This is a genomic window from Erysipelatoclostridium sp. MSK.23.31, from assembly GCF_019125875.1.
Classification (GTDB): domain Bacteria; phylum Bacillota_I; class Bacilli_A; order Erysipelotrichales; family Coprobacillaceae; genus Thomasclavelia; species Thomasclavelia ramosa.
Window position 1 is genome coordinate 43,558 of the sequence record NZ_JAHOCB010000001.1, and the last position, 24,167, is coordinate 67,724.

Annotated in this window: 27 protein-coding genes; 8 read left to right on the forward strand and 19 right to left on the reverse strand. The window is 28.7% G+C overall.

The genetic code is table 11. The annotated features are described in order from the left end of the window. Positions 1-181 precede the first annotated feature (181 nt). From KSU54_RS00210 to KSU54_RS19260, 11 genes are all read right to left on the reverse strand, one after another. Complete coding sequence (locus KSU54_RS00210; RefSeq protein ID WP_003537190.1) at positions 182-631, reverse strand: zinc ribbon domain-containing protein; 450 nt, start codon at positions 629-631, stop codon at positions 182-184. A gap of 11 nt (positions 632-642) precedes the next feature. Further along, positions 643-1,065: a zinc ribbon domain-containing protein gene (locus tag KSU54_RS00215; RefSeq protein ID WP_003537189.1), complete on the reverse strand. Its 423-nt coding sequence runs from the start codon at positions 1,063-1,065 to the stop codon at positions 643-645. Positions 1,066-1,083: 18 nt separating this feature from the next. Beyond that, positions 1,084-2,397: a PTS sugar transporter subunit IIC gene (locus KSU54_RS00220; RefSeq protein ID WP_117791855.1), complete on the reverse strand. Its 1,314-nt coding sequence runs from the start codon at positions 2,395-2,397 to the stop codon at positions 1,084-1,086. Between the two features lie 750 nt (positions 2,398-3,147). Next, positions 3,148-3,744: a hypothetical protein gene (locus KSU54_RS00225; RefSeq protein WP_003537187.1), complete on the reverse strand. Its 597-nt coding sequence runs from the start codon at positions 3,742-3,744 to the stop codon at positions 3,148-3,150. Position 3,745: 1 nt separating this feature from the next. Next, entirely contained in the window at positions 3,746-4,042 is a 297-nt protein-coding gene (locus KSU54_RS00230) for a transcriptional regulator (protein ID WP_003537186.1), read from the reverse strand. Positions 4,043-4,870: 828 nt separating this feature from the next. Then, positions 4,871-5,611, reverse strand: a complete 741-nt coding sequence (locus KSU54_RS00235; protein ID WP_003537183.1) for a hypothetical protein — start codon at positions 5,609-5,611, stop codon at positions 4,871-4,873. Between the two features lie 74 nt (positions 5,612-5,685). Next, entirely contained in the window at positions 5,686-6,114 is a 429-nt protein-coding gene (locus tag KSU54_RS00240) for a hypothetical protein (protein ID WP_003537180.1), read from the reverse strand. A 217-nt stretch (positions 6,115-6,331) separates the two neighbouring features. Then, the gene (locus KSU54_RS00245) at positions 6,332-6,859 is read right to left on the reverse strand and encodes a putative immunity protein (RefSeq protein WP_003537179.1); all 528 of its coding nucleotides are present in this window, start codon (positions 6,857-6,859) and stop codon (positions 6,332-6,334) included. 344 nt (positions 6,860-7,203) lie between these two features. Then, positions 7,204-7,530 (reverse strand): hypothetical protein, encoded by a 327-nt coding sequence (locus KSU54_RS19255; RefSeq protein ID WP_003537178.1) that lies wholly within the window; start codon positions 7,528-7,530, stop codon positions 7,204-7,206. Then, complete coding sequence (locus tag KSU54_RS00250) at positions 7,490-8,641, reverse strand: HNH endonuclease signature motif containing protein (protein WP_008790960.1); 1,152 nt, start codon at positions 8,639-8,641, stop codon at positions 7,490-7,492. The genes KSU54_RS19255 and KSU54_RS00250 overlap by 41 nt, the downstream gene beginning before the upstream one ends. 169 nt (positions 8,642-8,810) lie before the next feature. Next, positions 8,811-9,755, reverse strand: coding sequence for a PDDEXK nuclease domain-containing protein (locus tag KSU54_RS19260; RefSeq protein WP_226816553.1), 945 nt, complete (start codon positions 9,753-9,755; stop codon positions 8,811-8,813). Positions 9,756-10,237: 482 nt separating this feature from the next. Here KSU54_RS19260 and KSU54_RS00260 point away from each other — a divergent pair, with 482 nt between their 5' ends. Together KSU54_RS00260 and KSU54_RS00265 are read left to right on the forward strand one after the other, a co-directional pair. Continuing rightward, positions 10,238-11,401, forward strand: a complete 1,164-nt coding sequence (locus tag KSU54_RS00260) for an AIPR family protein (RefSeq protein WP_008790958.1) — start codon at positions 10,238-10,240, stop codon at positions 11,399-11,401. Positions 11,402-11,412: 11 nt separating this feature from the next. Beyond that, positions 11,413-11,628, forward strand: coding sequence for a helix-turn-helix domain-containing protein (locus KSU54_RS00265; protein WP_008790957.1), 216 nt, complete (start codon positions 11,413-11,415; stop codon positions 11,626-11,628). Between the two features lie 505 nt (positions 11,629-12,133). Here the strand turns inward: KSU54_RS00265 and KSU54_RS00270 are convergent. Continuing rightward, positions 12,134-12,604, reverse strand: coding sequence for a helix-turn-helix domain-containing protein (locus tag KSU54_RS00270; RefSeq protein ID WP_003537168.1), 471 nt, complete (start codon positions 12,602-12,604; stop codon positions 12,134-12,136). Positions 12,605-12,905: 301 nt separating this feature from the next. Here KSU54_RS00270 and KSU54_RS00275 point away from each other — a divergent pair, with 301 nt between their 5' ends. From KSU54_RS00275 to KSU54_RS00295, 5 genes are all read left to right on the forward strand, one after another. Then, complete coding sequence (locus KSU54_RS00275) at positions 12,906-13,142, forward strand: hypothetical protein (RefSeq protein ID WP_003537166.1); 237 nt, start codon at positions 12,906-12,908, stop codon at positions 13,140-13,142. Beyond that, positions 13,139-14,071 (forward strand): AAA family ATPase, encoded by a 933-nt coding sequence (locus tag KSU54_RS00280; RefSeq protein WP_117791856.1) that lies wholly within the window; start codon positions 13,139-13,141, stop codon positions 14,069-14,071. The genes KSU54_RS00275 and KSU54_RS00280 overlap by 4 nt, the downstream gene beginning before the upstream one ends. A 186-nt stretch (positions 14,072-14,257) precedes the next feature. Beyond that, positions 14,258-15,448 (forward strand): plasmid recombination protein, encoded by a 1,191-nt coding sequence (locus KSU54_RS00285; protein WP_117791857.1) that lies wholly within the window; start codon positions 14,258-14,260, stop codon positions 15,446-15,448. Beyond that, positions 15,429-15,671, forward strand: a complete 243-nt coding sequence (locus tag KSU54_RS00290; RefSeq protein ID WP_003537159.1) for a hypothetical protein — start codon at positions 15,429-15,431, stop codon at positions 15,669-15,671. The genes KSU54_RS00285 and KSU54_RS00290 overlap by 20 nt, the downstream gene beginning before the upstream one ends. A gap of 110 nt (positions 15,672-15,781) precedes the next feature. After that, complete coding sequence (locus KSU54_RS00295) at positions 15,782-16,873, forward strand: tyrosine-type recombinase/integrase (RefSeq protein WP_003537157.1); 1,092 nt, start codon at positions 15,782-15,784, stop codon at positions 16,871-16,873. 77 nt (positions 16,874-16,950) lie between these two features. On the opposite strand, the gene KSU54_RS00300 is transcribed toward KSU54_RS00295, so the two are convergent. From KSU54_RS00300 to KSU54_RS00330, 7 genes are all read right to left on the reverse strand, one after another. Then, on the reverse strand, positions 16,951-17,880 hold the full coding sequence (locus tag KSU54_RS00300; protein WP_040434251.1) for an HNH endonuclease: 930 nt from the start codon (positions 17,878-17,880) through the stop codon (positions 16,951-16,953). A gap of 228 nt (positions 17,881-18,108) precedes the next feature. Continuing rightward, positions 18,109-18,501 (reverse strand): 30S ribosomal protein S9, encoded by a 393-nt coding sequence (gene rpsI / locus KSU54_RS00305; RefSeq protein WP_003537153.1) that lies wholly within the window; start codon positions 18,499-18,501, stop codon positions 18,109-18,111. Between the two features lie 17 nt (positions 18,502-18,518). Beyond that, a complete protein-coding gene (gene rplM, locus KSU54_RS00310; RefSeq protein WP_003537152.1) occupies positions 18,519-18,956 on the reverse strand; it encodes a 50S ribosomal protein L13 in 438 nt (145 codons plus the stop codon). Positions 18,957-19,222: 266 nt separating this feature from the next. Beyond that, positions 19,223-21,766 carry a family 16 glycosylhydrolase gene (locus KSU54_RS00315; protein ID WP_003537151.1) on the reverse strand — a complete coding sequence of 848 codons (2,544 nt, stop codon included), beginning with the start codon at positions 21,764-21,766 and terminating at the stop codon, positions 19,223-19,225. 311 nt (positions 21,767-22,077) lie between these two features. Continuing rightward, entirely contained in the window at positions 22,078-22,818 is a 741-nt protein-coding gene (locus KSU54_RS00320; protein ID WP_003537150.1) for an alpha/beta hydrolase, read from the reverse strand. Next, positions 22,818-23,060, reverse strand: a complete 243-nt coding sequence (locus tag KSU54_RS00325) for a hypothetical protein (protein WP_117791858.1) — start codon at positions 23,058-23,060, stop codon at positions 22,818-22,820. The genes KSU54_RS00320 and KSU54_RS00325 overlap by 1 nt, the downstream gene beginning before the upstream one ends. After that, positions 23,060-23,746 carry a tRNA threonylcarbamoyladenosine dehydratase gene (locus tag KSU54_RS00330; RefSeq protein WP_117791859.1) on the reverse strand — a complete coding sequence of 229 codons (687 nt, stop codon included), beginning with the start codon at positions 23,744-23,746 and terminating at the stop codon, positions 23,060-23,062. The genes KSU54_RS00325 and KSU54_RS00330 overlap by 1 nt, the downstream gene beginning before the upstream one ends. Positions 23,747-23,883: 137 nt before the next feature. Between KSU54_RS00330 and KSU54_RS00335 the strand changes: the two genes are divergently transcribed. Continuing rightward, a complete protein-coding gene (locus tag KSU54_RS00335) occupies positions 23,884-24,114 on the forward strand; it encodes a helix-turn-helix domain-containing protein (RefSeq protein ID WP_003537145.1) in 231 nt (76 codons plus the stop codon). Positions 24,115-24,167 lie beyond the last annotated feature (53 nt).

Here is a 24,167-nt window from a genome sequence, read left to right on the forward strand (position 1 = left end):
ACTGTAGAAGCGTTTTCTTGCCGCTAAAAGACCATGATTGCCCTATACCATCCGGGAAATCGCAATAGTCAAAATAATCTTTGACAAGTGTATGTCCCCATATTGCAGGACGAGGTATAGGCTTAAAAAATAATATACTCATTTATATTCTCCTTTGAAAAAAAGACAATTTAAATTGTCTTTAAATTCTTGACATGAATACAAAAAGATCCGCTAAAATTGTGACTGTTGACAATATTCTCGCTACCTTAACTGTTTTTTCTTTAATGGTATAACAGTATTTTTGTGCATAAAATCTATTAACTTGGGTTGCTTTTACACTATGATAAGCCCCCAATAATGCAAAGACTAGAATAACAACACTTAACCATAGACTTGTACCAACTTCCCATGCTGCTGGATAAGGAAAAACACCTAGTATAAACCCAATACACGAAACTGTAATTGCTGGGATAACATATGGATTCTTTAAATCACAATATTTGTCTTGCTTTTTCAAATCACTTTTTGCATTTTTTTCTAAATACTTTTCTTCATAACTTTTTTGTTCCAACTTGATAATCTTCTCGCCACATATTTTACAAAAAACTGTTTTGTTATCTATCGGATTCCCACATTTTCGACAATACATAGAATTCTCCTTTATTTTAAAATAACACCAAATATATTTACGAGTAAAAAATACGAACTTAAAGCCATAGTAGCTAACGCTAATCCTAAATTACCATTCTTTCTATATCCTTGTTTAACAGCATTGTAATCAACAAAAAGCGCAAACCCTTCAGTTGCTAAAGCTAGTATATAGAAAACACTGCTAATATAGAAAACAATACGAGAGTTTCCGACAGTATTATGAACTACAGTTGCCATAAAAAAATCTAAAATAACCATTGAAAATAGAAATAAGATAAGACCCAGTTGGCAGAAATAGTTTTTTTGTGGATTCTCTTTTAATTCAACAACTCTAGAAACATCTTCTTCTTTTTTTGTTAATTCCTTCCCACAATAATCACAATATATTGCATCATCGAGTATTTCGTTATGACAGCATGGACAAGTCTTCATCTTAATTTCTCCTTTTCATTAAACAGCTACTTCAGTAGCTTTCTGCTCTTCTAATTTTTTTATTTCGTTCTTTTCATATGCTTTCCAGAACGGATACATGATAACCATACCGATTGCAAAGTTAATAAATACTAATAATACTGCACCAATTGATCCGGCAGTTGCCAAATATGCTAAAATTGGCGAAGGTGTTGCCCACGGAATGCTTATAACAAATCTTCCTACGAAACCAATTGAGGTTAACAAATAACTTACTGCAGCAGTAATAGTATGAATTAACACAAATGGAATTGCTAAGAAAGGATTTAATACAATAGGTAACCCAAACATCAAAGGTTCCACAATACAGAAAATCATTGATGGTGTTGATAACACAGCTAGTGGTTTTAATTGTGGTAACTTTTTAGAACTCATATACATGTAGATTAAGATCGGCCAACAAGTAGATACATATTGGAATAATCTATTTAATTGATCAATCCATATATGAGGTGCTGCTAAACCAGCTGTATATGCTTCTGTATTTTCAATCATCCAAGTTTGTAACATTGGAGAGATAACTGTCCCCACAATATTATCACCATGAATACCACATACCCAACATAATGAGGCAAAGAAATATGCAAAACAGAAAACAAAGATGTTATCCGCACCGGAAAGAACTGGTAATAAAATATTTGTGATTACTGCAGGAATGTCGAATCCCATAATAGTACGAATTGACCAACAAATTAAAGCAACAAATAAATATGGCACAATAGATGAAAAACTATCTGAAATTGCCGGTGGTACACTACTTGGTAATTTGATCATAATGTTATATTTGTAACATAAATGAATAACATTTACAGATATCGCCATCGCAATAATAGCAGTAACAATCCCCGCACTACCCCAATATGTAATTTCTAATGCATTTACACCTTCAGAAGTTGCTGCGATACCGTTATAGTTTAATAAAATGAACGCAAATAACGCTCCTACAGCACCAGTAGTTTTATTAATATCCTTAATATCAGCATATTCAGCTCCCATTGCCACACACATATAAATTGCCATGATATTCATTGACAAACTATTAATTAATGACAATTGGTCAATATATGGTGTTAAAAACGGTAATAATGCTTTTTCTGTAATATTTCCATCAGCTCCAAATAAACAAATAACCAAAAAGATTGATCCAACCATTGTAACACCAATTGACGAAACCATTCCTCTTTGTAAACCTTGAATAAATGGAATTCGACCAAATTTGATTAACGGACTGGAAATTTTATCCATAGGTCCCATAATCTTATCTACAAAAGAATTTTTTTCCTTTTTAGACATGATACTCTCCTCCTCTTCAATCGAAAAATAAGCGCTTTCTTTTTTCTAAAATCATTATAGATTTTAATGTCTATTTTATCAATTTTTCTAAACGAGCTTATATGTGCCGTTTTATTACATGTCTATATTCACTCTTATTTATGAAAAAACTGTAACACACCAATTGCTCATCTTATTGGTAATATTACAGTTTTATAATCATTTATATTTTTTAATTTTGTAATAATCTTTTTATAACTTTTTTCTTTACCAAACAACGTACTAGTTTATAAAACAAACTCTTTGACACTTACCTTTGATAACATCGCAATTTCTCCGGGAAATAAGTACTGAGAAAAAATAGAAGATGCTCACAAAGGTATTTCTTGATCAACTTCTTTAAAACAGACTAAATGGTTTGCTGAAAGATACAAAAACGTAGATGATAGATGCAGTATATTAGTAAAAGCAAAGATCAATAAAAAATATATACTAGCATCTTTTGAGGACAAAGATGAAGTAGTAATTGACTACAAAAGATTTTTTGATTTAGAATTCTTAAAATAAACAGTATAAAAAATAATTGTTATAATATTTAGGAAAATAAGTATCCGTCCCAAAGTTCTCATTTCTCAATCATGTATAGAAGGACATGTAGATGAATAAAGAAATACGCGATGTTCTTTATTCATCTTACCAGAGAAGTTTATATACAAAAAGCCTGTTAACTGAAGTGAACTAAAAAACACTTTAGTTAACAGGTTTTTATTCTTATAAATTAAAGTTTACTGTAAAAGATTTGTTTGATACAACTCCTGAAGGAGTTATGACTCTTCCCTTTGCAATAATGCTATATGTTTTATTAGAATTCTTAAATGACCCAGTATGACTACTCATTTCAAAGAAGTTTTTAGTATTTACCTTAGTAACAGTTACCCCTGGTTTATAGCTTGTATCAAATTTACTACCACTATATTTATATTTTAATATCATTTTATTATTTCCGTTATAAAATGATAAAGTTCTACTTCCTGAAGTTGAACGAAAATATGTTTCGATATTTACATTAATAGTTTCACTATCAACTGTAATATTGACTATTAATTCATTTTCTAGTTCGTTTAAGTCATAATTTAATAAATGTTTAACATAATCATCATAAGACTTGAAAGTATCCGTAATTTCTGAGTTAATAAACTCTTCCTCAGATAAAATGTAATAATTGGAATTATAAATTTCATTAATATGGTCAATCCGTCTTATTAATAAGTCTAACTCAGTTTCATTATCAAAAGCTTTTGTCGGAACTATATTAATTAACATTATCATTGATAGTGTTAAAAGGAATGTAAACATTATTTTTCTCATTTTATTTCTCCGTTTCTTCAATAATTTTTTTTAAAAATTTAATGTACTCCTTAAATTCCTTTTGCCCATATTCTGTCAAATTGTAAGTTGTTTTTGGTTTATTGTTGACAAATTCTTTTTTTACATCTATAAAACCAGCAGAAACTAGTTTTTTAGTATGTGTTGCTATATTACCATCACTACAATTGCAAAGCTCTCGTAGCTGATTATAAGTCAAATTAGATTTTGATAATCCTGCAACCATTTTTAGCCTAATATTTGATTCAAAAATTTTAAAGGTTTCTCTTCCTTTTATCATCCGTATCCCTCTTTAGAAAAATAATAGTAAATAACATAATAATGGCTACAAGTCCATATGTATCAAAATCATAAAATATATTCATAAAAACACCAAAAGAATTAGAAATAGCTCTTGAACTATAAATGTAAGCCTTAAGAATAAAAGATACAACAATATAACATATAAACAATAAAGTTATAATCATTGTTCTCTTGTTTCTAAAGTAGGAATAAATATAAAATAATTCAATTAAAACTATAATATAGGACAAAGAAATAGTTTGATAAAAAGATATCATTGCATCAGTGTTTAGATAGTTTGTTAATATCGGGATAATTATTTCTATGGAAAACAAAATAGGGAAAATAATCCATAATTTCAAAAACCTACGCTCTTTTACCGATAGTTCTTTTAAACATATTGTTTTCCAAATATATAAATTTATGCATATATTAAATAATACTTTTCCCCCATTATACAAATTGTAGAAATATTTGTAGTTATAAAAACCAAATTTAAAGTTTAAGATATCGATTACATATATAAGTAACATCATTGAAGAATAACATATAAGCCATTTACAAAACACACTAATTATTCCACGATATGGTGAATACTCCGTTGTAATATACTCTGTATCTTTAATAGCCTGATTTATTATTTTTAATTTATTAATATCGTTATTTTTGCTCATTAGTATAACCTCGATTATATATAAGGATATTATAACTTATTTTATATAAATCTACAATTTAAAGCTAAACTGCCCCCATATAACAGTTTAGCTCTTTATTTTGTATCATATCTATTTACTATTTAGATAGTTATATAGTAGATGATTTAAAATTATAGTCTTTGGGAAATTAATACATTATAAGGAACGATGGCTCCCGACTGTTGTGCTAGATACATCGCATTTACTGCAATACCTTCCATTCCATTATAATCACCACTTGCATAATCATAATAATCTGAGATATTAACTAATTTACTACTAGAAGTCGGTTTGCTATAGTTAAAACTATGAAGTGCATAATAACAATCCTTTGATGCAGTTCCTCCAGTATTTGTGAAAATGTCACTTCCATTTGTCTTAGAACCATTTGCTATTTTAACAAATACACTGTGAGACTTAACTCTACTGCCGTTAGTTGGACTATATGTGGAGTTTTTGTTTGTATTTACAGTAGCATGTATTAGTAATTCAGAGGCTAATTTATAATTTTTATTGCTAAAATAACCAATTACTGCAGCAACAGCGGTATTAGGCTGATTTGCTCTAGTTGTATTTTGAATAAAAGCCATGTACTCTTTTTTTATTTTCTCTAAACCGCTTATTAAATCTTTAATCTTATTAATTTCGGTCAGATTTTTATTTTGTGTCTCAATTACAAGTATTTCTTGATACTCATTAGTCAATTTGTCTAACTCTGCAATAATATCTATATGTTCTGATTCTATTTGTTGCTCTAATAATTCATAAGTTTTTTCTTCTTGATTAATTGATTGTGCATAAACATTAGTTTGCAGCAGGCACATACAAGTAACAACACTAATACATCGGATGAGCTTAATTTTATTTTTCATATTCTTCCTTCTTTCTATAAATATTACCTAAAAATATATAGATTTTGAATATTCTTTCTTATAAATTATAATGGTTATGATAAAGATTGAATAATGTATAGCCTTGTCTTATTTTTGTTAATAATTACTAACAATTTATCGGAATTATTTTTTTCAATGTATTTCCAATAATAATCATTTTTGAAATCTGGATATTGATTTGTATTAATTTTCAAGTTAACTAAGTATTCCTTAAATAATGCTTCAAAATCAGTATTTTTGTTAGAAGACAAATTGTTTGGAAGTTTACTTGTTTTTTCTAACTCAAAAATTTCATAAATAGTTCCGTCTCCCTGAAATCCGATTTCTGTTTTTTTCTCATATAGTGATTTCAAGTTAGAAGATAGTTCAATGTTCCAATTATTAATGTATTTTCTCGCATTTGAATTATGGACATAATAAAAATATGAGATTCCCAGAAATAGAAATAAAATAATAAATATAGATATGATAACCTTTTTCATTTCTTCTCTCCCCTTTCTAATTTAAGTATATCAAAAGTACTTTTTATTAACAAGTACTTTGTAATATTGAGAATTATAAAGGCAAATAATTTTTATGAAAAAGTAATGATAAAAAATTTTTTATTGACGATTTAACATTAATATTGATGAAAACAATTTAACACAAAAATAGACCTATATATTAAATAAAAATTTCTCATTTATACCTCTTTTTTAATTAACAATACCATTTAACTTTAACTGGATTATTTTCATTATCTATTGCTATCAGTTGCAGTGATTTTAATACTTTTTTAAACTCTTCTTTAGCAAGCTGATCATATATTTCTTTATTTTCACATAAGCCAGCTTGATGATACACTATTGCTGCCACAGCATAAAAAGTATAACCTAGAGCATTTGTTGGTGAATCTTTTGTTGCACATGCAATTAAAATTGCTCGCACAATTGCCAAAGGTACAATTGTCTCCTCAACATCTTTGATAAGCTCCTTAGCTTCTTTTAAAAGCATTCTTTGTTCTTTTTTTGTTTTAGTACCAGCTAAATATTTTCTAGTTTCACAAATAATATGTTTTAACCTTGCATCATCAGGATATTTATCTTGATAAATACTTAATAAATTTTGTTCCACGTAATTCAAACTCCAATTTGCTAATGTTTCAGCACTTTGACTCTCAATTAAAGCCATTAATACAACCACCGTAGGATCATCTATATCGCCTAACATTCTTTTTAATTTTACCATAAAATTATCTCCTTCTTAAATCTATTGCTTCGATAACAATATTATACCCATATCAACTTCTCCAAGCGATTAAATTGTTATTAATCCTACTTCTGTTTAGTTACTTATAAAAAGAAAAAATCCTTGAATAATCAAGGATTTTATAAACAACACATTTGATAAAATTAACGTTTTGAGAACTCCGAAACTTTATAAAATAAGTGTTTTAAAGTCTTTTTGTCGCTTACTTGTTGCATTGCTAAAACAAGTGAACACTATCTATTAAAACAGATTTTTATAATCACAAATTTTTATTGTTGTTCATAAGTGATTTATTATTTAATATTATTAATTACTTCAATTATTTATTTCAACTTTAGATATGACGAACTAATTCTTGTTAAAAAATTAGTTTCTCTTTCCTCCTCAATACTTAACACTGTAAAATCAACTGGTAATCCACATTCCTTTTCTAAAATGGAACAAATAAAATTTAAATCGTGTATTATATTATCCGATCTCTCTGAATAAATAAGTAATATATCAATATCATTTGGAACTTTATTAACGTCTAATAATGACCCAAACAAATAAACATAATTGAAATTTTCAAACAATGTAATATGTTGTTTAATTAATCTACTTATCTCTTTATTGCTTTTTAATCTCATATATGTATTTATAAAAATCATTCATAGTTAACAATGTTACTTTCATTTTTTCGGCAAGTTCATATGCTTGTTTGGAAATACAAGATTCCCCGTTCCAATTATGTAAATTAACAATAACATCATTTTCTTCTGGCATTAGATTTAATAGTTCAACCTCACTCAAACAATATTCATATACAAAAACTAATTTGACACCATTCACATCAACTTCTCTTAAATTGTTGTACGTAAAAAATCTATAAAATACGTCTCTGGATTTCATATATTTTAATGCAAAGTTTAAACTTTCTAATCTAACCTTAGCATATTTACAACAATCATAGTCAAAATATAATTGCCTCAATCTGGGGGTATCAAATAAATACAATTTACTTGATTCATCGTTCTCAATTAATTGAATATATGGATTATCTATTCCCAAAACTATAGTTTCAAATTTACCATCAGCTGTTAATTTTGTTATTAAATCTTCTAAGGTTTCTGTAGATGGTAAAAGAAACTCTTCAATTGGCTTTATTCCAAACATAGAGTTAATTATTTTAGGAAAAAGAACCTGTCTATTCTTTTCATCTTCACCACGAGTGGTTTCAAATTCATCTATATGTAACATAAATCTATGTATATATGCTAAATTTGAATATTCTTTTTTTGGATGACGTTGAATCAAGTCAAAATTTTTCTCAAACAGTTTTTTTATTTTTCTATTATTTACTAATATTTTAAGTTCAAATTTATCCCATAATTTCTTATTATGACCTAAATAATAATTTTCATAAATTGTTTTATTTTCTAAAAGAAGTGGTGCTACTTCTTTCTTTAATTCATCAAAAGTTTCAAATTTTCTTTGAAAAAATCTATTAACCTCATTTTCTCTAATTTTCTTCCATTCTTTAACTTCATCAGCTGTAAACAAAGAATTTTTATCGAAATCCTTATGACAATTAGGACACAAGATTATTAGATTTTCAAATGAATTATCAGCAGTTTCACAATAAGGAAGAATATGTGCCTTTTCAATTATATCTCCATCTTTTCTAAACAATTCTCTTTGACAGCTAGGATTCATGCATCTTCCCATTGATTCTGCATATAATTTTCTTTTAACATCTTCTGATATACTTTCTCTACTCATCGTATAATTGCTCCTTTCCATAGTTCATCTTAAATGAGAGAGATTATACTCCTATTCATAAAAAGAAGTATCTAATCTTCTCATGACAACATTTACGTTTTGACAACTGTAAAATACGATAAAACAAGATTTTTAAAGTGGTTTTGTTACATTATCAAAACAAAATAATTTAAGTCAATTCGTTTTTATTATCATTAGATGATAATACAGCTTCAACCTGAGCAATTAATTGTTCCTTATCAGGCATATATGTTACATATTTTGAAGCAAAAATATTATTACTCAATCCTCCTAATGCATACTGCATATCAACATTGCCTTTATCAGTGCATAAAATCAATCCAATTGGTGGATTATCATTTTCATCATTAATTTCTGCTGTATAATAATTCAAGTACATATTAAGTTGCCCAACTGCTTCAGGCATTAATTTGATAGTTTTTAATTCTATCAATACATAAGATTTTAAAATTTTGTTATAGAAAACCATATCCACATAATAATGCGTATTTCCGAATGTTATCCTTTGCTGAGTTCCTACAAACATAAATCCTTTTCCAAGTTTCAAAAGAAACTTTTCAATTTGTCTAACAAGAGCTTCTTCCAAATCAGATTCCATCATTGGTTTATTTTCTGGCAGACAAAGAAATTCAAAAACATAAGGATCTTTTACTATATCCTCTGGTTTAGCAATTTCATTTCCTTTTAACGCTAATTCAAGAACCTTCTTTTTATTAGTCTCCCCATTTGATAATAACAATCTTTCAAGTAATGAAGTGCTAATTTGTCTTTTTAACTCTCTTACTGACCAATTTGCATTAATTGCTTCTTTTTCATAGAAACTACGTTTGTCATCATCAGATATATATAATAATTCGCAATAATGTGACCAACTTAATTTGCTAGACAGTGTCTGGCAATTTGGATATTTTAAATAAAGCAATCTCATATTTTGAAGATTTGCTCGAGAAAATCCTTTTCCAAATTTATTTGTAAGAGTTTTCGATAGTGTAAGTAATTGTTTTTTTCCATATTCGCCACGCTGAGATTTTAACTCATCCTCAACTATAATACGTCCTATATTCCAATATGCATTAATTAACTCAGTATTAATATTTTAATGACATTAGTTCTAGCATTTGTAATAATACTAGCGATTTCATTTACTAATGCTTCATTGTTTAACAAATTATTTCCCACAATCAACTACTACTTTCAATATTAATTATTCTTATTATACCCTTATTTTAAAAAGAAAAAAAGAAGTATCTAAACTTCTCACAAAGTCCAAATACTTCTCTAAACATCTCATTACTGTTATTACTAACGTTTTGTTAATTCCTAGATATGATAAAATCAGCACTTTTTATTGATTTTGCATCTTACCTGCTTATTTGCCAAACCACTTCAAACCAATTTATTACTATGATTTTTTAATATTTTAGTTTTATTAAAATTATTATTAGTATTTTAAAAAAATCTCATTTGATGTTGACGTTATAACGATATTTCGCTATAATGTAATTATAAAAGCTAACTTTATAAAATATTAATTCTGTTAACACTATGGTGTTAAGTAGAGAAAAGGAGACAAATATGATTACAAAAACATTTAAAGTTAAAGCAAATACATTTAGAAAATTAGATGATCCATTTGAAAATGGAAAATCAAAAAAATATGTATTTTATGTAAAAACATCGGATATCCCTGAGGGAATTCCTATGGCAACCAATCCACGTGAACAAAAATTATCTTCATCTGTTGCTAAAGCCATTGAGGAATCATTATGTAGCAATGATGGGTACTTTCATTTAAAAAATCGTGGTATTGTAATATCAGCAGGAAAAGTCATTTTTAATAACAAGAAAGAGGAAGTAACGATTGAATTTGATGATAACGCCCTCCATGGAAATATTGATGGTGGTCATACATATAAAATTATTTGCGAACACAAAGATGATTCAAAAATTGATCAATATGTACAATTTGAGATTATGACAGGTGTAGAAGATATTATAGAAGATTTGGCTAGGGCACGTAATACATCTGTACAAGTCGATGAAAAATCCATGGCTGAATTAGCTAATAAATTTGATCCAATTAAAGAAGGACTTGAAGGAATGCCATTCTATAATAGAATTGCTTTCAAACAAAATCAAATAGAAATTGATAACACAAATGGAAAAAATTTAAAAATGATTGATGCTAGAGAAATTGTTGCTATTATAAATATGTTTAATATCGATCGTTTTGATTTCAAAACACACCCAACTCAAGCATATTCTTCTAAAGCAAAAATGTTATCCATATATCTTGAAAATCCTGAGCACTATAGAAAATTCGTTAATATTGCACCAGATATTTTTGATCTTTATGATGCAATAGAAACTGAGTTTGCAGATGCTTATAACGAAGCAGGAGGACGATATGGTAGAAAAAAATATTCTGGTTATAAAGATGGACGCATTGTTGGAAAAAGTAAATTTGAGCAAAATGAACTTACATACAAAATACCAGATGGTCTTCTATATCCAGTAGTGGCTGCTTTTAGAACTTTAGTTGTTGATAACAATGTAACAGGAAAATATGAGTGGTATAATGGAGTGGATCCAATTAAAATTTGGAAAAAATGCAAAGTAGAATTAGTAAATAAAATAATGAGTTTTGCTAATTCAATTGGTGATAATCCAAATGCAGTTGGTAAGGATCAAAATATTTGGGATTTAGCATATATGACTGTATTATTTCAAAAAGAGTAAAAGGAGAGTTTATGAGCTATTCTATACACATTCGATTAAAAGAAATTTTAGATAGTAGAAACATCACACAAAAAGAGCTTGCCAAAATGGCTAATATTAGAGAATCAACAATAAGCGATATTTGTCGTGGAACTCGAACAGTAATGAATTTTGAACATATTGCCAAAATTGCAGAAGTTCTAAAAATAACAGATATTAGCGATTTAATTGAACTCACTAAAAAATAACAGAGATAAAATTTTTGTTTTTCAATAAAAAGATTAATACCCATTTGTTTTAATGGGTCTCTAAATTTTGACGGGGTTTGTCACTCGTAAAAATTTAAATATCTGTTTTAAGCACATTTTAATGTGCTTTTTTATTATAAAATTTAGTTAACTATCTGATATATGTAATTATTAAATATTCTAATCTTTAAATTAAAATCAAAACCATTCAACAATATAAATTTTCTGTATTAATTTAAAACAACTAAACGTTGTTCCCTTTAAAAAATCATAATAAATAACATATTAATGTAAAACATATGTGAAATACCTTTATATTATTTACATCATCAAAACCATAATATTCTGTAAAATTTCCATATCTATATAGTTAGCTTTCAATATATTCTTTTAGTTAATAAACAAATATATTGCTATAAAAAATTTTATCATTAAATTTTTTTAAATAATATTTTTCTAATTTTATTAAATCACACCATCTTTTTATTATTTTAAAATATTTAAATTAATCTCTATTAGAAATGTTTTCATTTCTTGTATCTTCCACATCAATATACGTCTTTTCATTAAATGGGCATAATAATTTCCATAATTCATAATTTTGATGCGTTTCAAATCCTTCAGTTAACATTTCTTTTAAACTCATCCAATTATGTAAAAAACGATTAAGATCATCATCATCAAACTCTAAAGTGTATTTAGTTCCTTTTCTTTGTATTTTCAAAGGAAACTTCTCATCTATTGCAAATAATAAAGGTAATATATCAGGTTTTTCATCAATATGATATTCATAAAAAGTATTTAATGGTACATTTAATGCATTTGCAATTTTTAATAACTGTTCTTGCTTTGGCATAACCTTGTTCAACTCATACTTTCGAATAGCAACCTCATGAATACCCGAAAGCTCTCCTAATTGCTTTTGTGTTAATCCTCTATAATTTCTGATTTTTTTTATTTTATCACCTGTTGTCATTATAACGTCTCCTTTATATCTTATAATTATATCATACTATTTTAGTTTTACAATAAAACTTTATAATATCGTTGACAGAGTATATAATGCTCTGTATAATATTTTTATAGAGCAATAATTGCTCTGAAATATAATTGGAGGTGATAAATTGTTAAAATAAAAAAATTCATTAGACTCCGCGACCAAACTTTGTCTAATGAACTATGTATCGAAAGAACAGTTTTTATAATGTCCTTTCTTTGAACATTATATCAAAACATTCTTTCGTATTCAAATACTCTTACAAAGGAGGTATAAGTTTATGGAAGAAAAAAGAGTATATATTGAATTACCAGCCTTTACTGGTAGAAATGTACCGATTAGTGAATTAGCAAAAGCTATAGGTAAAGATGCTCAATACATTCGTATCGGATTACAAATGGGTATCTTAAAATTTGGATATGCATTGAAAAGAGAAAATTCTTCAGAATTTAATTATTATTGTCCTGATAAAAAAGTATGGGAAGAAACAGGATATTTTAAAGAGGTTCGTGTATGAGTAAACCAAAATTAGAATTGATTTCATTAGAGGAAGTTAATGCTAAAAGCGTAGATTGGTTATGGTATCCGTATATTCCATTAGGAAAGGTAACAATTATTCAAGGTGATCCTGGCGGAGGAAAGACAACATTAATTCTCCGTCTTTCTTCCCTCCTATCTAGAGGTAAACCTCTTCCTTTTGAAAATCAAGATATAAACAAAGAACCTATTAAAATCATTTATCAAACTGCTGAAGATGGTTATGATGATACCATTAAACCTAGATTACTTGATGCTAATGCTGATTGTTCTCAAATTCAATTTATTAATGAAGCGGATATACCTTTAACTATGTTAGATGAAAGAATTGAAGAAGCAATAATTAGACTTCAAGCAAAATTATTTATTCTTGATCCAATTCAAGCCTATCTAGGTTCAAATGTTGATATGAATAGAGCCAATGAAATTCGACCACTTATGAAAAATCTAGCAAATATTGCAAGTAGACAAAATTGTGCAATCGTTTTAGTTGGTCATATGAATAAAACAAGAGGTAATAAATCAATATATCGAGGTATAGGTACCATTGATATTCCTGCTGCAGCTAGAAGTGTGTTAATAGTTGGTGAATTAAAAAGCAACCTAGATATTAGAGCAGTTATTCATGATAAAAGTAGTCTTGCTCCAAAAGGTGATGCATTTGCATTCAAATTAAGCAAAGAAAAAGGATTTCAATGGATTGGCAAATATGATATTAATTCCGATGAATTATTAGCCGGATACCATAAAGAATCTGAAAAATCAAGAGCCACCCAATTTATCTTAGAACAACTTTCATCTGGTCCAGTTGCCTCTGTAGAAATATTTAAGCAAGCAAAAATAAATAATATATGTGAAAGAACTCTCAATCAAGCTAAGGCAGAATTAAATGTCCGCTCAAAAAAATAGGTACTTCATGGTGTTGGATATTAAACGATTAAGATTGCATGAATGCAAAACCTTTAAATACTGCAATATTACAATCTTCCTTTCTGTCAGGTACCTTTGTTACTTTGTCGAAAGTAACGCAAATGCACTTTTGACAATATCAAAAGATGCTTGCGCTCTGCGAGGCATTTTAAGGAGTAAAACCAAATGGAACGTACAATAAGTGTAATGATTGGTAGAGGAAACGTTAATCATAATAGACGTCATTTTATCACTAAAAATGTAGATGCATCCCGTACAATATACAATCATGAATATGTTTATATAGACATTCGAGATGCATATCATTTTCTCTTCGATGAAGCATTGCAAAGATATAATAGTAAGCAATATAGAAAAGACCGTGTAATTGGTGATTATTATGAAAAAATAAGATTAAGCAAACAAGAAAAGAGTTTTCATGAAATCATTATTCAAATAGGAAATAAAGATGATATGAATGTCAAATCAGAAAATGGAGAGTTAGCAAAAAATATTCTTGATGAATATATGAAAAGTTTTCAGGAAAGAAATCCAAATCTATATGTATATTCTGCTCATCTTCATATGGATGAAGAAACACCTCATTTGCATATTGATTTTATTCCATTCATTACTAACAGTAAAAGAGGACTAGATACACGAGTATCATTGAAACAAGCACTTAATAATCAAGGATTTAAGGGTGGTACAAGAACAAATACAGAGTGGAATCAATGGATTTTATCAGAAAAACAATATCTTGCTAAAATAATGAAAAAATATCAGATCAAGTGGAAACAACTCGGTACACATGAACAACATCTAGATATATTAGATTTTAAAAAAATGAAAAGAAATGAAGAAATTATATCTCTTAAAAATGAAATAAATGATTTAACAAATCAAAAACAACATTTAAACCATATAATTTCATCTACAAAAGAAGAAATCAATGAGATTGAGAACAGACTCACAATTATTAAAGAGGATGAAAAATTATTTAACAAATTAAGTAGTGAAGTTAAAAATGATAAAATTTGGAATATACCTAAACCGTCCCATATGATAAGTTCAAAAACTTATCACAAAAATACAGTGATTCCATTTATTCAAAATATCAAATCATATGTTAATAAAATTATCAAAAAGTGTATTGATTTAACTAAACAAGTAAAATATCTTAATCAATCAACATTTAAATTAAAAATTCAAGTCAATGAACTTAATGAAACAATTGATAAACTCATTAAGGAAAATAGAGAAATAAAAAATGATTTATCTGCAATTCGAAAAGCTCTAGGTCATAGACAATTTCAAGAAATCTTAAATCAAAAAAAGGAAAGAGAGGTTAATCAAAATGAAAAAAATAATCGTTGATGAAAAGAATCATATAGCATATCAATTAATAGGAGATATTTATTATCCTATTTTATGTAACTATCAATTACCATTAGGTAATTACGCAAAAGAAAAGATACAATATTTGAAAAGTTATTATCCTAAAGAATATGTACAGTTATTAAAAGACAAAGATTTTCATAATCAACTATTTATCTTAAACTGCTATTGTGAACAATATTATCAAAAGAGACTTATATAATGGTTCAATTCCCATCCTCATGCCAAGCCAATAGAAATTAAAGATTTTCAGACAAAATTAAAAAAACAAATTATAGAACAATATATTAATACAAAGTAGGAGGATTTCACATGAAAAATATTAAACTACCAAATAGTTATGGAGGCGTTATAAAAATGGGTAATGCCTCCCGTAGAAGAAGACCATATATGGTAAGAATTACCACAGGCTATGAAATAAATGAAAAAACAGGAAAATCAAAACAAAAGTATGGAATCATTGGATATGCAAAAACAAGGACAGAAAGATTACAAATGCTTGCCGACTACCATAATGCACCTTTTGATTTAAATAATAGTTCTACTACATTTAGAGAAGTTTATGAGCAATGGTCTAAAGAAAAGTTTGAAAATGCTTCTAAATCTACAATCAATGGTTATCGTGCTTCATATAATACATGTACATTATTATTTGAAAGAACATTTAGAGAATTAAAAACTTCAGATTTACAAAAAGTTATTGATACTTGTGAAAAAAACTATCCAACATTAAAGAATATTAAAATATTATTTAATCAACTTTATAAATATGCTATGAAAAATGATATTTGCAATAAAGATTATTCAAAGTATGTAGACATTGCTAAATACAGTAATAAAAATCCTAATTCAGTTGAAAGAAAACCTTTCACTAAAGAACAAATTGATATATTTTGGGATTTATCAGATGATATATACTATCAAATTATCCTTATGTTGATTTATACAGGTGTGAGAATAAGTGAGATGTTAGATTTAAAAAAAGAAAACATTTATTTAGATGAACAATATTTTGAAATTATTGACTCGAAAACAGAAAATGGCATACGTAAAGTTCCTATTTCAGACTATATACTACCATTCTTTAAAAATTGGTATCAATCATCAAAAATAGAATACTTACTTCATACTCCAGATCAAAAACACTTTAAATATAGAAACTATTATGATAGTTACTTTAGACCATTATTAGACAGATTCAATTTAGATCATACACCTCATTGTTGTAGACATACTCTTGTATCACTAATGGCAGAAGCTAATATATCATCAACATTTAATAAAATGATTATTGGTCATGCTGGAGCAATGTCATTAAATGAAAAAGTATATACACATATAGATATAAAAGAATTAGTAAAAACTGTTAATAGTGTTTATTATCCATCTTTTATAAAAAAATAACACGAGTATAATCTAAAAATACATTTAAATCATTTTGCATAAAAAGAACTCTATTATAAATCAAATAGAGTTCTTGTTTATAAATCATAATAAGACAGTAATTTTATTAAAGAAATATAAATATTCTTTTTTTCTAACAGACTCTTTCTTTCATAATATAACTTTGTTATTAATTCTCTTGCATTCTCCCCATAATGAATTTCATTATGACAATTACTACACAATGATACTATATTCTCTTCTATATCAATAGAAAAATCAAATTCATCTTGAAAAGCCATTGGTATCAAATGATGGGGTTCAGTATAAGGAACACCATCTTTTTTCCGCTTAAAAGTTTTATGTTTTTTATCAATTTCACAAGAAAAATTAGCTATCCCTAATGCATTAATAGCTACTGCTTTATTTCTTTTATATACTTTATTAAATTTATTTTCTACTAATTTTGGTTTAGGTTTTAAAACATCTGAATATGAATATATTTTTGATGGATTAATGATTATGTCAGTTATAACTGTTTTCAACATATCATCTAATTGATCATTCTGCTTCATTATTTTAGCACGTGTTTTATCTTTTTTGAATATACTAAGTGAATTATGAATATATTGACCAAATTCTAAAAGATTTCCCATTTCATCATATAATTTTCTAGGTCCTTGTATATTTCCTATAAGCCCATTTTTATGTAACTCATCAATCGTTATTTGACTTGTGTCAAAATGTTCAACAAGTTTAAAACGTGTATATTTTGAGTATTTTCTTCCCTTTTCATATTCCCCCATATCAACCCAATAATTCTTATCATCTATAACATTATCACTGGTAATATCAGTTTCAATAACATCAACTAAAAACTCAATAGCACTTACTGGTTTAGTAGAATAAATAAAAACTTTATCTCCTACAGAATAATTAGCATTTTGTTTCCAATCAATATATGGTAATTCTTTAAATGCTCTTACATGATCATATTTATTATGATTAGCTGAAATAATCCATTCCAAAAAAATCCACTCCCATCTATATATAACTTTTATTATAATTAATTTTGATACTTTGTGCATCTTAAATGACAATTGTGCTAGTTAATTTTGCATATTACTTGCTTCTTACGTGCTACTTATCTTTAAAAATCCAAAAAATTTTAAAACATCCATATACAACAAAAGCCCCATAAAAAGGGGCTTTGTGTAGTTTTGAATTGTTCAAAACTGTGAAATAATTTGTGTAAATTAACGTTTTGAGAATTGTGGAGCACGACGAGCTTTTTTAAGACCATATTTTTTACGTTCTTTAACGCGTGCATCACGAGTAAGGAATCCAGCTGCTTTTAAAGTTGGTCTATAATCAGTACCAGCTTGTAATAATGCTCTTGAGATACCATGACGGATAGCTCCAGCTTGTCCAGAGTATCCACCACCATATACGTTTACACTAACATCAAATTGAGAAGTTGTGTTAGTCAATTCTAATGGTTGATTAACAATCATTAATAAAACGTCTGATGGTAAGTATTCTTTAGCTGGTTTATCGTTAATTACGATATTTCCTGTACCTGGTGTTAGGATAACACGAGCTACAGAAGATTTTCTACGTCCAGTTCCTCTATATTGTACATTTGCCATTGTTCTGTATTTCCCCCTTACCCTTTAATCTTCAATTCTTCTGGTTTTTGTGCTGCATGTGGATGTTCACTACCTGCATATACAAATAATTTCATCCCTTGTTTTCTACCTAATGTGTTATGTGGTAACATACCTTTTACCGCTGCTTCAACCCAACCAGTTGGATTTTGTTCTTTGAATTGGCGAGCAGTTTTAACTTTTAAACCACCTAACCATCCAGAGTGACGATAGTAATTTACTGTATCTAATTTCTTTCCAGTCATTACTACTTTATCAGCGTTTACGATGATTACATAATCACCAGTATCCACATGTGGTGTGTAAGTAGGTTTATTTTTACCTCTTAACACTGTTGCTACTTCTGATGCCAAACGACCTAAAGTTAAGTCAGTTGCATCAACTACGTACCATTTTCTTTCGATTGTGGCTGCATTAGCCATAGTTGTTTGTCTCATTTTACTTTCTCCTATATCCTTACCGGGGACTTAGAGTTCATAAGAACATTCTCATTATAAATACTTCTATATTTAATGTCAATGATTTTTCTACAAATAAATTACCTTATTATCATATATTTTTCTATTTTTGACTTTTAAAAAAACTCTAGAATAAAAACACCATTTTAATCATTATTTTTATTCATTAATTACTGTTACTATTTAATATTTAACTCATTTAAAAAGACAGTGCTAGAAATAATCAATAGCACTATCTTTCTATTTTAATTATACTTTCTTTTTTTAAACAATACTAAACCGCCCGCAGATAATAACAATGATGTCATAATTGCACCTAAATATGTATTATCACCAGTTTTAACACTTGTATTAGGTTTATTTTCTGGTTTTACCTCAGGTTTCACTTCAGGTGTAGGAGCATCAATTTTAACTAATTTATCAATTGCTTCTGTTAATTGAGCATAAGCTGATTCAATTGCTTCTTTGTCACCTGATGTTATCGCACTTCTTACTTTTGCTAAAGCAGTACTTAATATATCTAGTGACTCTTTAGTATAAATATCTGTTTTCCCTAAAAATTCTTCACCTTTAGCAATCACTTGATCTAATTCTGCTTCTGTTACATATTTTTCAAGATTAGCTATAGCTGTATTTAAAGCTCTAATTGCTTCTTCTACAGCCTCTTTATTAGCACTTGTATCATTTAATACTTTAGTCGCTTCTTCGATTACTGTATTTAATTTTTCAATAGTTGCAGCTTTATATACATCTATCTTAGCTGCTTCAGCTGTTGCTTCTGCTAGCCTAGCTTTTAAACCTTCTTTATCAACGACAACTGCATTAACTACAACTTTTACTGTTTTTGAATATTCACCATTGACATATTTTACATCATATTCATCTGCTGTACCTGTAATTTTTGTTTCTGGATCAACCCAAGACCATCCTTCTGGTAATGCTACATTTGCTAATTTATCACCAACGATTCCATTTAATTTAAAATCACTAGGGAAAGTACGTTCAGCAACTGTTAAAGTCATCGTTTTACGAGTGAATTTATAATCACTTTCACGTTCTGGTCTATTTCCATCATATTCTATATCATTTGGAATAGCAGTATAATGAATGTTATATTTACCAACTGGTAATTTTGCTAAACTAGCTAGATCATCTTTGCCTGTACAAAGTAAATCAACACTAGTTAACCCACCTTCATTTTTAAACATATGTTCATTTTCAATTGAAAAATCTACAAAACTATTACGATTAGATGTAACACCAGCTAATAGATCAGGTGTTGCTCCTTCTTGCATTGTTACATCTTTTAACCCACTAATTTCTGGTGCAGCATCGTAATATTCTTTTGCTGCAGCTTTTTGTTCTTCATTTTGAGCATAATATACATAATCAATTGCAAATTCAGTTCCTGCTAAATTAGTTTCTACATCACCAGGCCAGTTTCCACCCATAGCTAAGTTTAATTGAATATATTGTGGACGATTAAAACATTTTTTTGCAGATTCACCCCAAGTTGGATTAGTTAAATCTAGGGTATTATAAATCACTCCATCGACGTACCATTCAATTTTATCTGGTGACCAATTGATACCAAATACATGATAATCATCATTGAAATCAGCACCGCTTGGGTTTGTATATGCTTTTCCCCCAGAACCAGTTGTATCTTGATCCCATTGATCACCGATATTTTTATCATAAAAATGTGGTGTCCCCCATACTTGTTTATTTCGAGCTTCACCTTCATAACCACCTAATAATTCCATGATATCGATTTCACCGCAACGTGACCATCCATATCCTTGTTTACCATTAATCTTTCCATCAAGTGTAAAATCAGCACCTAATGTCCAAAACGCAGGGAATGCTCCTCTTCCTTTTGGTAATTTTGCTCTCATTTCAATTCTTCCGTATAAAAATTCTTGTTTTCCATGAGTTCTCACACTTCCAGAATTATAGATTACTTGACGATTACCACGAGGATTTTTATATTGATCTTCTTTTGCACGATCAGTAGCCTTTAAAACTAAGTTTCCATCACGCATAAATACATTTTCGTCACTTTTTACATAGTGTTGTTGTTCAACACCACGAATACTTCCTAATTCATATCCCCAGTCACTTGTATCTAATTGCGATTCATTAAAATCATCAGCCCATAAAATATCATAATTTGAATCTTCTTCGCTGTCTCCACCGATAAGTTCTACATCATCAAAATAAACAGTAGAATTTTTCAGTGAGTCACTTGCATTCCCATCTACCCAACGTGCAACACCAACAACATATGCTGTTTCTGATGATGTTGTAAATTCTAATTCTACTTCTTCCCATCCGTTGGTAGGACTAATTGGCTTATCCTTAAATGTTTTCGGAGCGTTTAATCCTCCCGTCTTAACATCCAAGGTAATTGTATCATCAGAATTTTCGCTTGAAAACTTAACTTTTGCTTTTAATGTATATTTAGTGTTTGGTTTCAAGGTCACTTCTTGCCAAATATGTCCATTAGCATGCAAATCAGTAGTTGCCCCAAGTTTCCCTGATTTACCAATAGTTACACCATCTTCAGCAACAACACCAGAATTTTGCCCTGCAATATTCCAGTTAGTAGCCCCATTATCAAAATTACCGTTTTTCAAAACTGAATCTTTTTTCATCTCTACTAGATCATATTGATGATCTACAGCCGCATTTACTGGTGAAATTGTAGGTACTGCTGCCATACTAGTTAACATTCCTGCAACTGCTACAGATGATAAAACTTTTCTAAAACTCCATCTTCTCTCCATAATGTTCTCCTTTTCTCGTATAGAATAGCGATTTAGATTATAACTTAATGTATTTATTGTCCCACTTACCCAATACAAAAGACCTGACTAAAAACAACACGAAAACACGGTATAAAATACCTTACACTAAAAGTGTATTAATCGTATTCTTTTAATCAGGTCTTGCCTAATCTAATAGTAACAATCCTATCGCAATATCATTATATATTCTTTCATCACTAAAAGTCAATATTATTTTAGTAAATAATCATAGTTAATTTACTTTCATTTTAGTAAATTAACTAACAAAAAAAAGTAGAGCATAACTCTACTTACTTTGTTAAAAAATCCAACGATAATTTTAAAACTTCTTTAATATGTTCAACAGTATCATAATTATGGTTTGCCCCTTCAATTGGTACAAATTTTAATTGTTGATTAAACTTGGGAACATATATTTTACTAATATCAAATGGTACAGTTGTATCATTTGTACCATGAATTACTAATAATTCATTTTTATATGTATCTAGATCAGCATAAAAATCTCTAGCCAAAATATCATCTACAAATGTCTGAGAGATTTCATAACCGCCATGATCATATAATCCATTAGAACTTGGCTCAACCTTACCAGTAAGATAATCTAAAGCTGCTGGTAAATTAAAAGCAGGAGCCCATAATACTAATTTGCTAATTACTTGTGGATATAACTTCGCTAATTCACTAGCAACTGCACCGCCCATAGAATGTCCTAAAACATAAATTTCAGTACAGTTTTCCATTTTTAATGCTTCCTCTAGAATAACACGTGCACAAGCCAACTCATCTTTAAAAGTCATATCTTTAAAATTAAGATCACTTTCCCCACTACCTAAAAAATCAAATCTAAATGTAGCTATTCCTTTTGCTTCCAGCATCCTTGCTAATTGAACATAACAAAACTTCGTCCCCGTCTTTTGACCGGTAAAGCCGTGAAAAATTATACATACTGGATGTCTATCTAAATCCGGCTTATGAAAAAATCCTCTCATCGTTCCTTTTGGTGTAGGAATTTCACAATAATGTTGCATTACAACACCTCGTGCGCTTTTTTAAAGCGTTTAATTCCACCATTATTAATGTATTGGTTTGTAATATCACGAATATTTGCTTCTTCAAAATCACCACCAATAAATAAACATGTATCCATAATTTCACCAGTTAAAGCAAGCCAGATTTCATCACTAAAATCTTCTTCAGTAATCATCTCTTTGACAATTTTTAAACAATTATCAATGTAATCATCCTTATTAATTTCTGTAATTCCTTCCATTATTCTTCCTCCTTCACTAATTCTTTTATTACATACCCCGCAATCATCAGACCAGCTACACTAGGAACAAAACTCACACTACCTGGTGTACTGCCATCAACTTCTTGCGGAGATTCTGTCGAATATAAAACAGGACATTTTTTTATGCCCCGATTCTTTAGTTCACGACGCATTACTCGTGCTAATGGACACACACTAGTTTTATAAATATCTGTGATTTCAAAACGGCTTGGATCTAATTTATTACCTGTTCCCATTGATGAAATGACTCTAACTCCAAGGTGCTGACAATTTTCAATTAGCGCCAATTTAGCCTTAACAGTATCAATTGCATCAACCACAAAATCACAATCTTCAAAAATAGTTTCCATTCCTTGATCTGGTAAATAAAACTGTTGGTAGGTAGTGATCTTTAGATTAGGATTAATATCTAAACATCGTGCTCTAGCAACATCTACTTTATTCATCCCAATCGTTGAATGCAACGCATATAACTGACGATTCAAATTAGTTATATCAATAATATCATGATCAACCAAAACTAATTCGCCGATCCCGTTTCTAACAAGAGCCTCAACTACATAGCTCCCAACTCCCCCTAAACCAAAAACTGCAACTTTTTTATTTTGAAGACACTCGATCCATGAAGATCCTACCATCCTTGTAATTCTTGCAAACTGTTCCATATTCCACCTCGTGCTTATTATAAACTAATCTATCTCTTTTATAAAGAATAAGCAAATAATTTTTTCTTAGTCCAATTTAGGACATTTATGCATAGACCAATAAGGTCCACTCTATAATAAATTTAGGTGGTGGTTTTATGTATTACAAAAGAATTCGCGATTTAAGAGAAGATAAAGACCTTACTCAAAAACAATTAGCAGAATATTTAAATGTCTCTCAAAAATCTTATTCTCGTTACGAACGAGGAGAAAGAACCATCGATCCAGAGATTTTATCCAAACTCGCAACATTTCATGAAACCACTGTTGATTACTTGATCGAACGTACTGATGATAAAACTGATTACACTAAGAAAAAACGGCGCTAGTTAACTAGCGTTTTATTATTTTAGACCGTTTTGGTCTAAAAACTTCTAGTCCT

Bases quoted from the DNA above. Each gene is read 5' to 3' on its own strand.
- KSU54_RS00210 (WP_003537190.1), bottom strand. From the start codon at position 631: ATGTATTGTCGAAAATGTGGGAATCCGATAGATAACAAAACAGTTTTT.
- KSU54_RS00215 (WP_003537189.1), bottom strand. From the start codon at position 1,065: ATGAAGACTTGTCCATGCTGTCATAACGAAATACTCGATGATGCAATA.
- KSU54_RS00220 (WP_117791855.1), bottom strand. From the start codon at position 2,397: ATGTCTAAAAAGGAAAAAAATTCTTTTGTAGATAAGATTATGGGACCT.
- KSU54_RS00225 (WP_003537187.1), bottom strand. From the start codon at position 3,744: ATGAGAAAAATAATGTTTACATTCCTTTTAACACTATCAATGATAATG.
- KSU54_RS00230 (WP_003537186.1), bottom strand. From the start codon at position 4,042: ATGATAAAAGGAAGAGAAACCTTTAAAATTTTTGAATCAAATATTAGG.
- KSU54_RS00235 (WP_003537183.1), bottom strand. From the start codon at position 5,611: ATGAAAAATAAAATTAAGCTCATCCGATGTATTAGTGTTGTTACTTGT.
- KSU54_RS00240 (WP_003537180.1), bottom strand. From the start codon at position 6,114: ATGAAAAAGGTTATCATATCTATATTTATTATTTTATTTCTATTTCTG.
- KSU54_RS00245 (WP_003537179.1), bottom strand. From the start codon at position 6,859: ATGGTAAAATTAAAAAGAATGTTAGGCGATATAGATGATCCTACGGTG.
- KSU54_RS19255 (WP_003537178.1), bottom strand. From the start codon at position 7,530: ATGATTTTTATAAATACATATATGAGATTAAAAAGCAATAAAGAGATA.
- KSU54_RS00250 (WP_008790960.1), bottom strand. From the start codon at position 8,641: ATGAGTAGAGAAAGTATATCAGAAGATGTTAAAAGAAAATTATATGCA.
- KSU54_RS00260 (WP_008790958.1), top strand. From the start codon at position 10,238: ATGATTACAAAAACATTTAAAGTTAAAGCAAATACATTTAGAAAATTA.
- KSU54_RS00265 (WP_008790957.1), top strand. From the start codon at position 11,413: ATGAGCTATTCTATACACATTCGATTAAAAGAAATTTTAGATAGTAGA.
- KSU54_RS00270 (WP_003537168.1), bottom strand. From the start codon at position 12,604: ATGACAACAGGTGATAAAATAAAAAAAATCAGAAATTATAGAGGATTA.
- KSU54_RS00275 (WP_003537166.1), top strand. From the start codon at position 12,906: ATGGAAGAAAAAAGAGTATATATTGAATTACCAGCCTTTACTGGTAGA.
- KSU54_RS00280 (WP_117791856.1), top strand. From the start codon at position 13,139: ATGAGTAAACCAAAATTAGAATTGATTTCATTAGAGGAAGTTAATGCT.
- KSU54_RS00285 (WP_117791857.1), top strand. From the start codon at position 14,258: ATGGAACGTACAATAAGTGTAATGATTGGTAGAGGAAACGTTAATCAT.
- KSU54_RS00290 (WP_003537159.1), top strand. From the start codon at position 15,429: ATGAAAAAAATAATCGTTGATGAAAAGAATCATATAGCATATCAATTA.
- KSU54_RS00295 (WP_003537157.1), top strand. From the start codon at position 15,782: ATGAAAAATATTAAACTACCAAATAGTTATGGAGGCGTTATAAAAATG.
- rpsI (WP_003537153.1), bottom strand. From the start codon at position 18,501: ATGGCAAATGTACAATATAGAGGAACTGGACGTAGAAAATCTTCTGTA.
- rplM (WP_003537152.1), bottom strand. From the start codon at position 18,956: ATGAGACAAACAACTATGGCTAATGCAGCCACAATCGAAAGAAAATGG.
- KSU54_RS00315 (WP_003537151.1), bottom strand. From the start codon at position 21,766: ATGGAGAGAAGATGGAGTTTTAGAAAAGTTTTATCATCTGTAGCAGTT.
- KSU54_RS00320 (WP_003537150.1), bottom strand. From the start codon at position 22,818: ATGCAACATTATTGTGAAATTCCTACACCAAAAGGAACGATGAGAGGA.
- KSU54_RS00325 (WP_117791858.1), bottom strand. From the start codon at position 23,060: ATGGAAGGAATTACAGAAATTAATAAGGATGATTACATTGATAATTGT.
- KSU54_RS00330 (WP_117791859.1), bottom strand. From the start codon at position 23,746: ATGGAACAGTTTGCAAGAATTACAAGGATGGTAGGATCTTCATGGATC.
- KSU54_RS00335 (WP_003537145.1), top strand. From the start codon at position 23,884: ATGTATTACAAAAGAATTCGCGATTTAAGAGAAGATAAAGACCTTACT.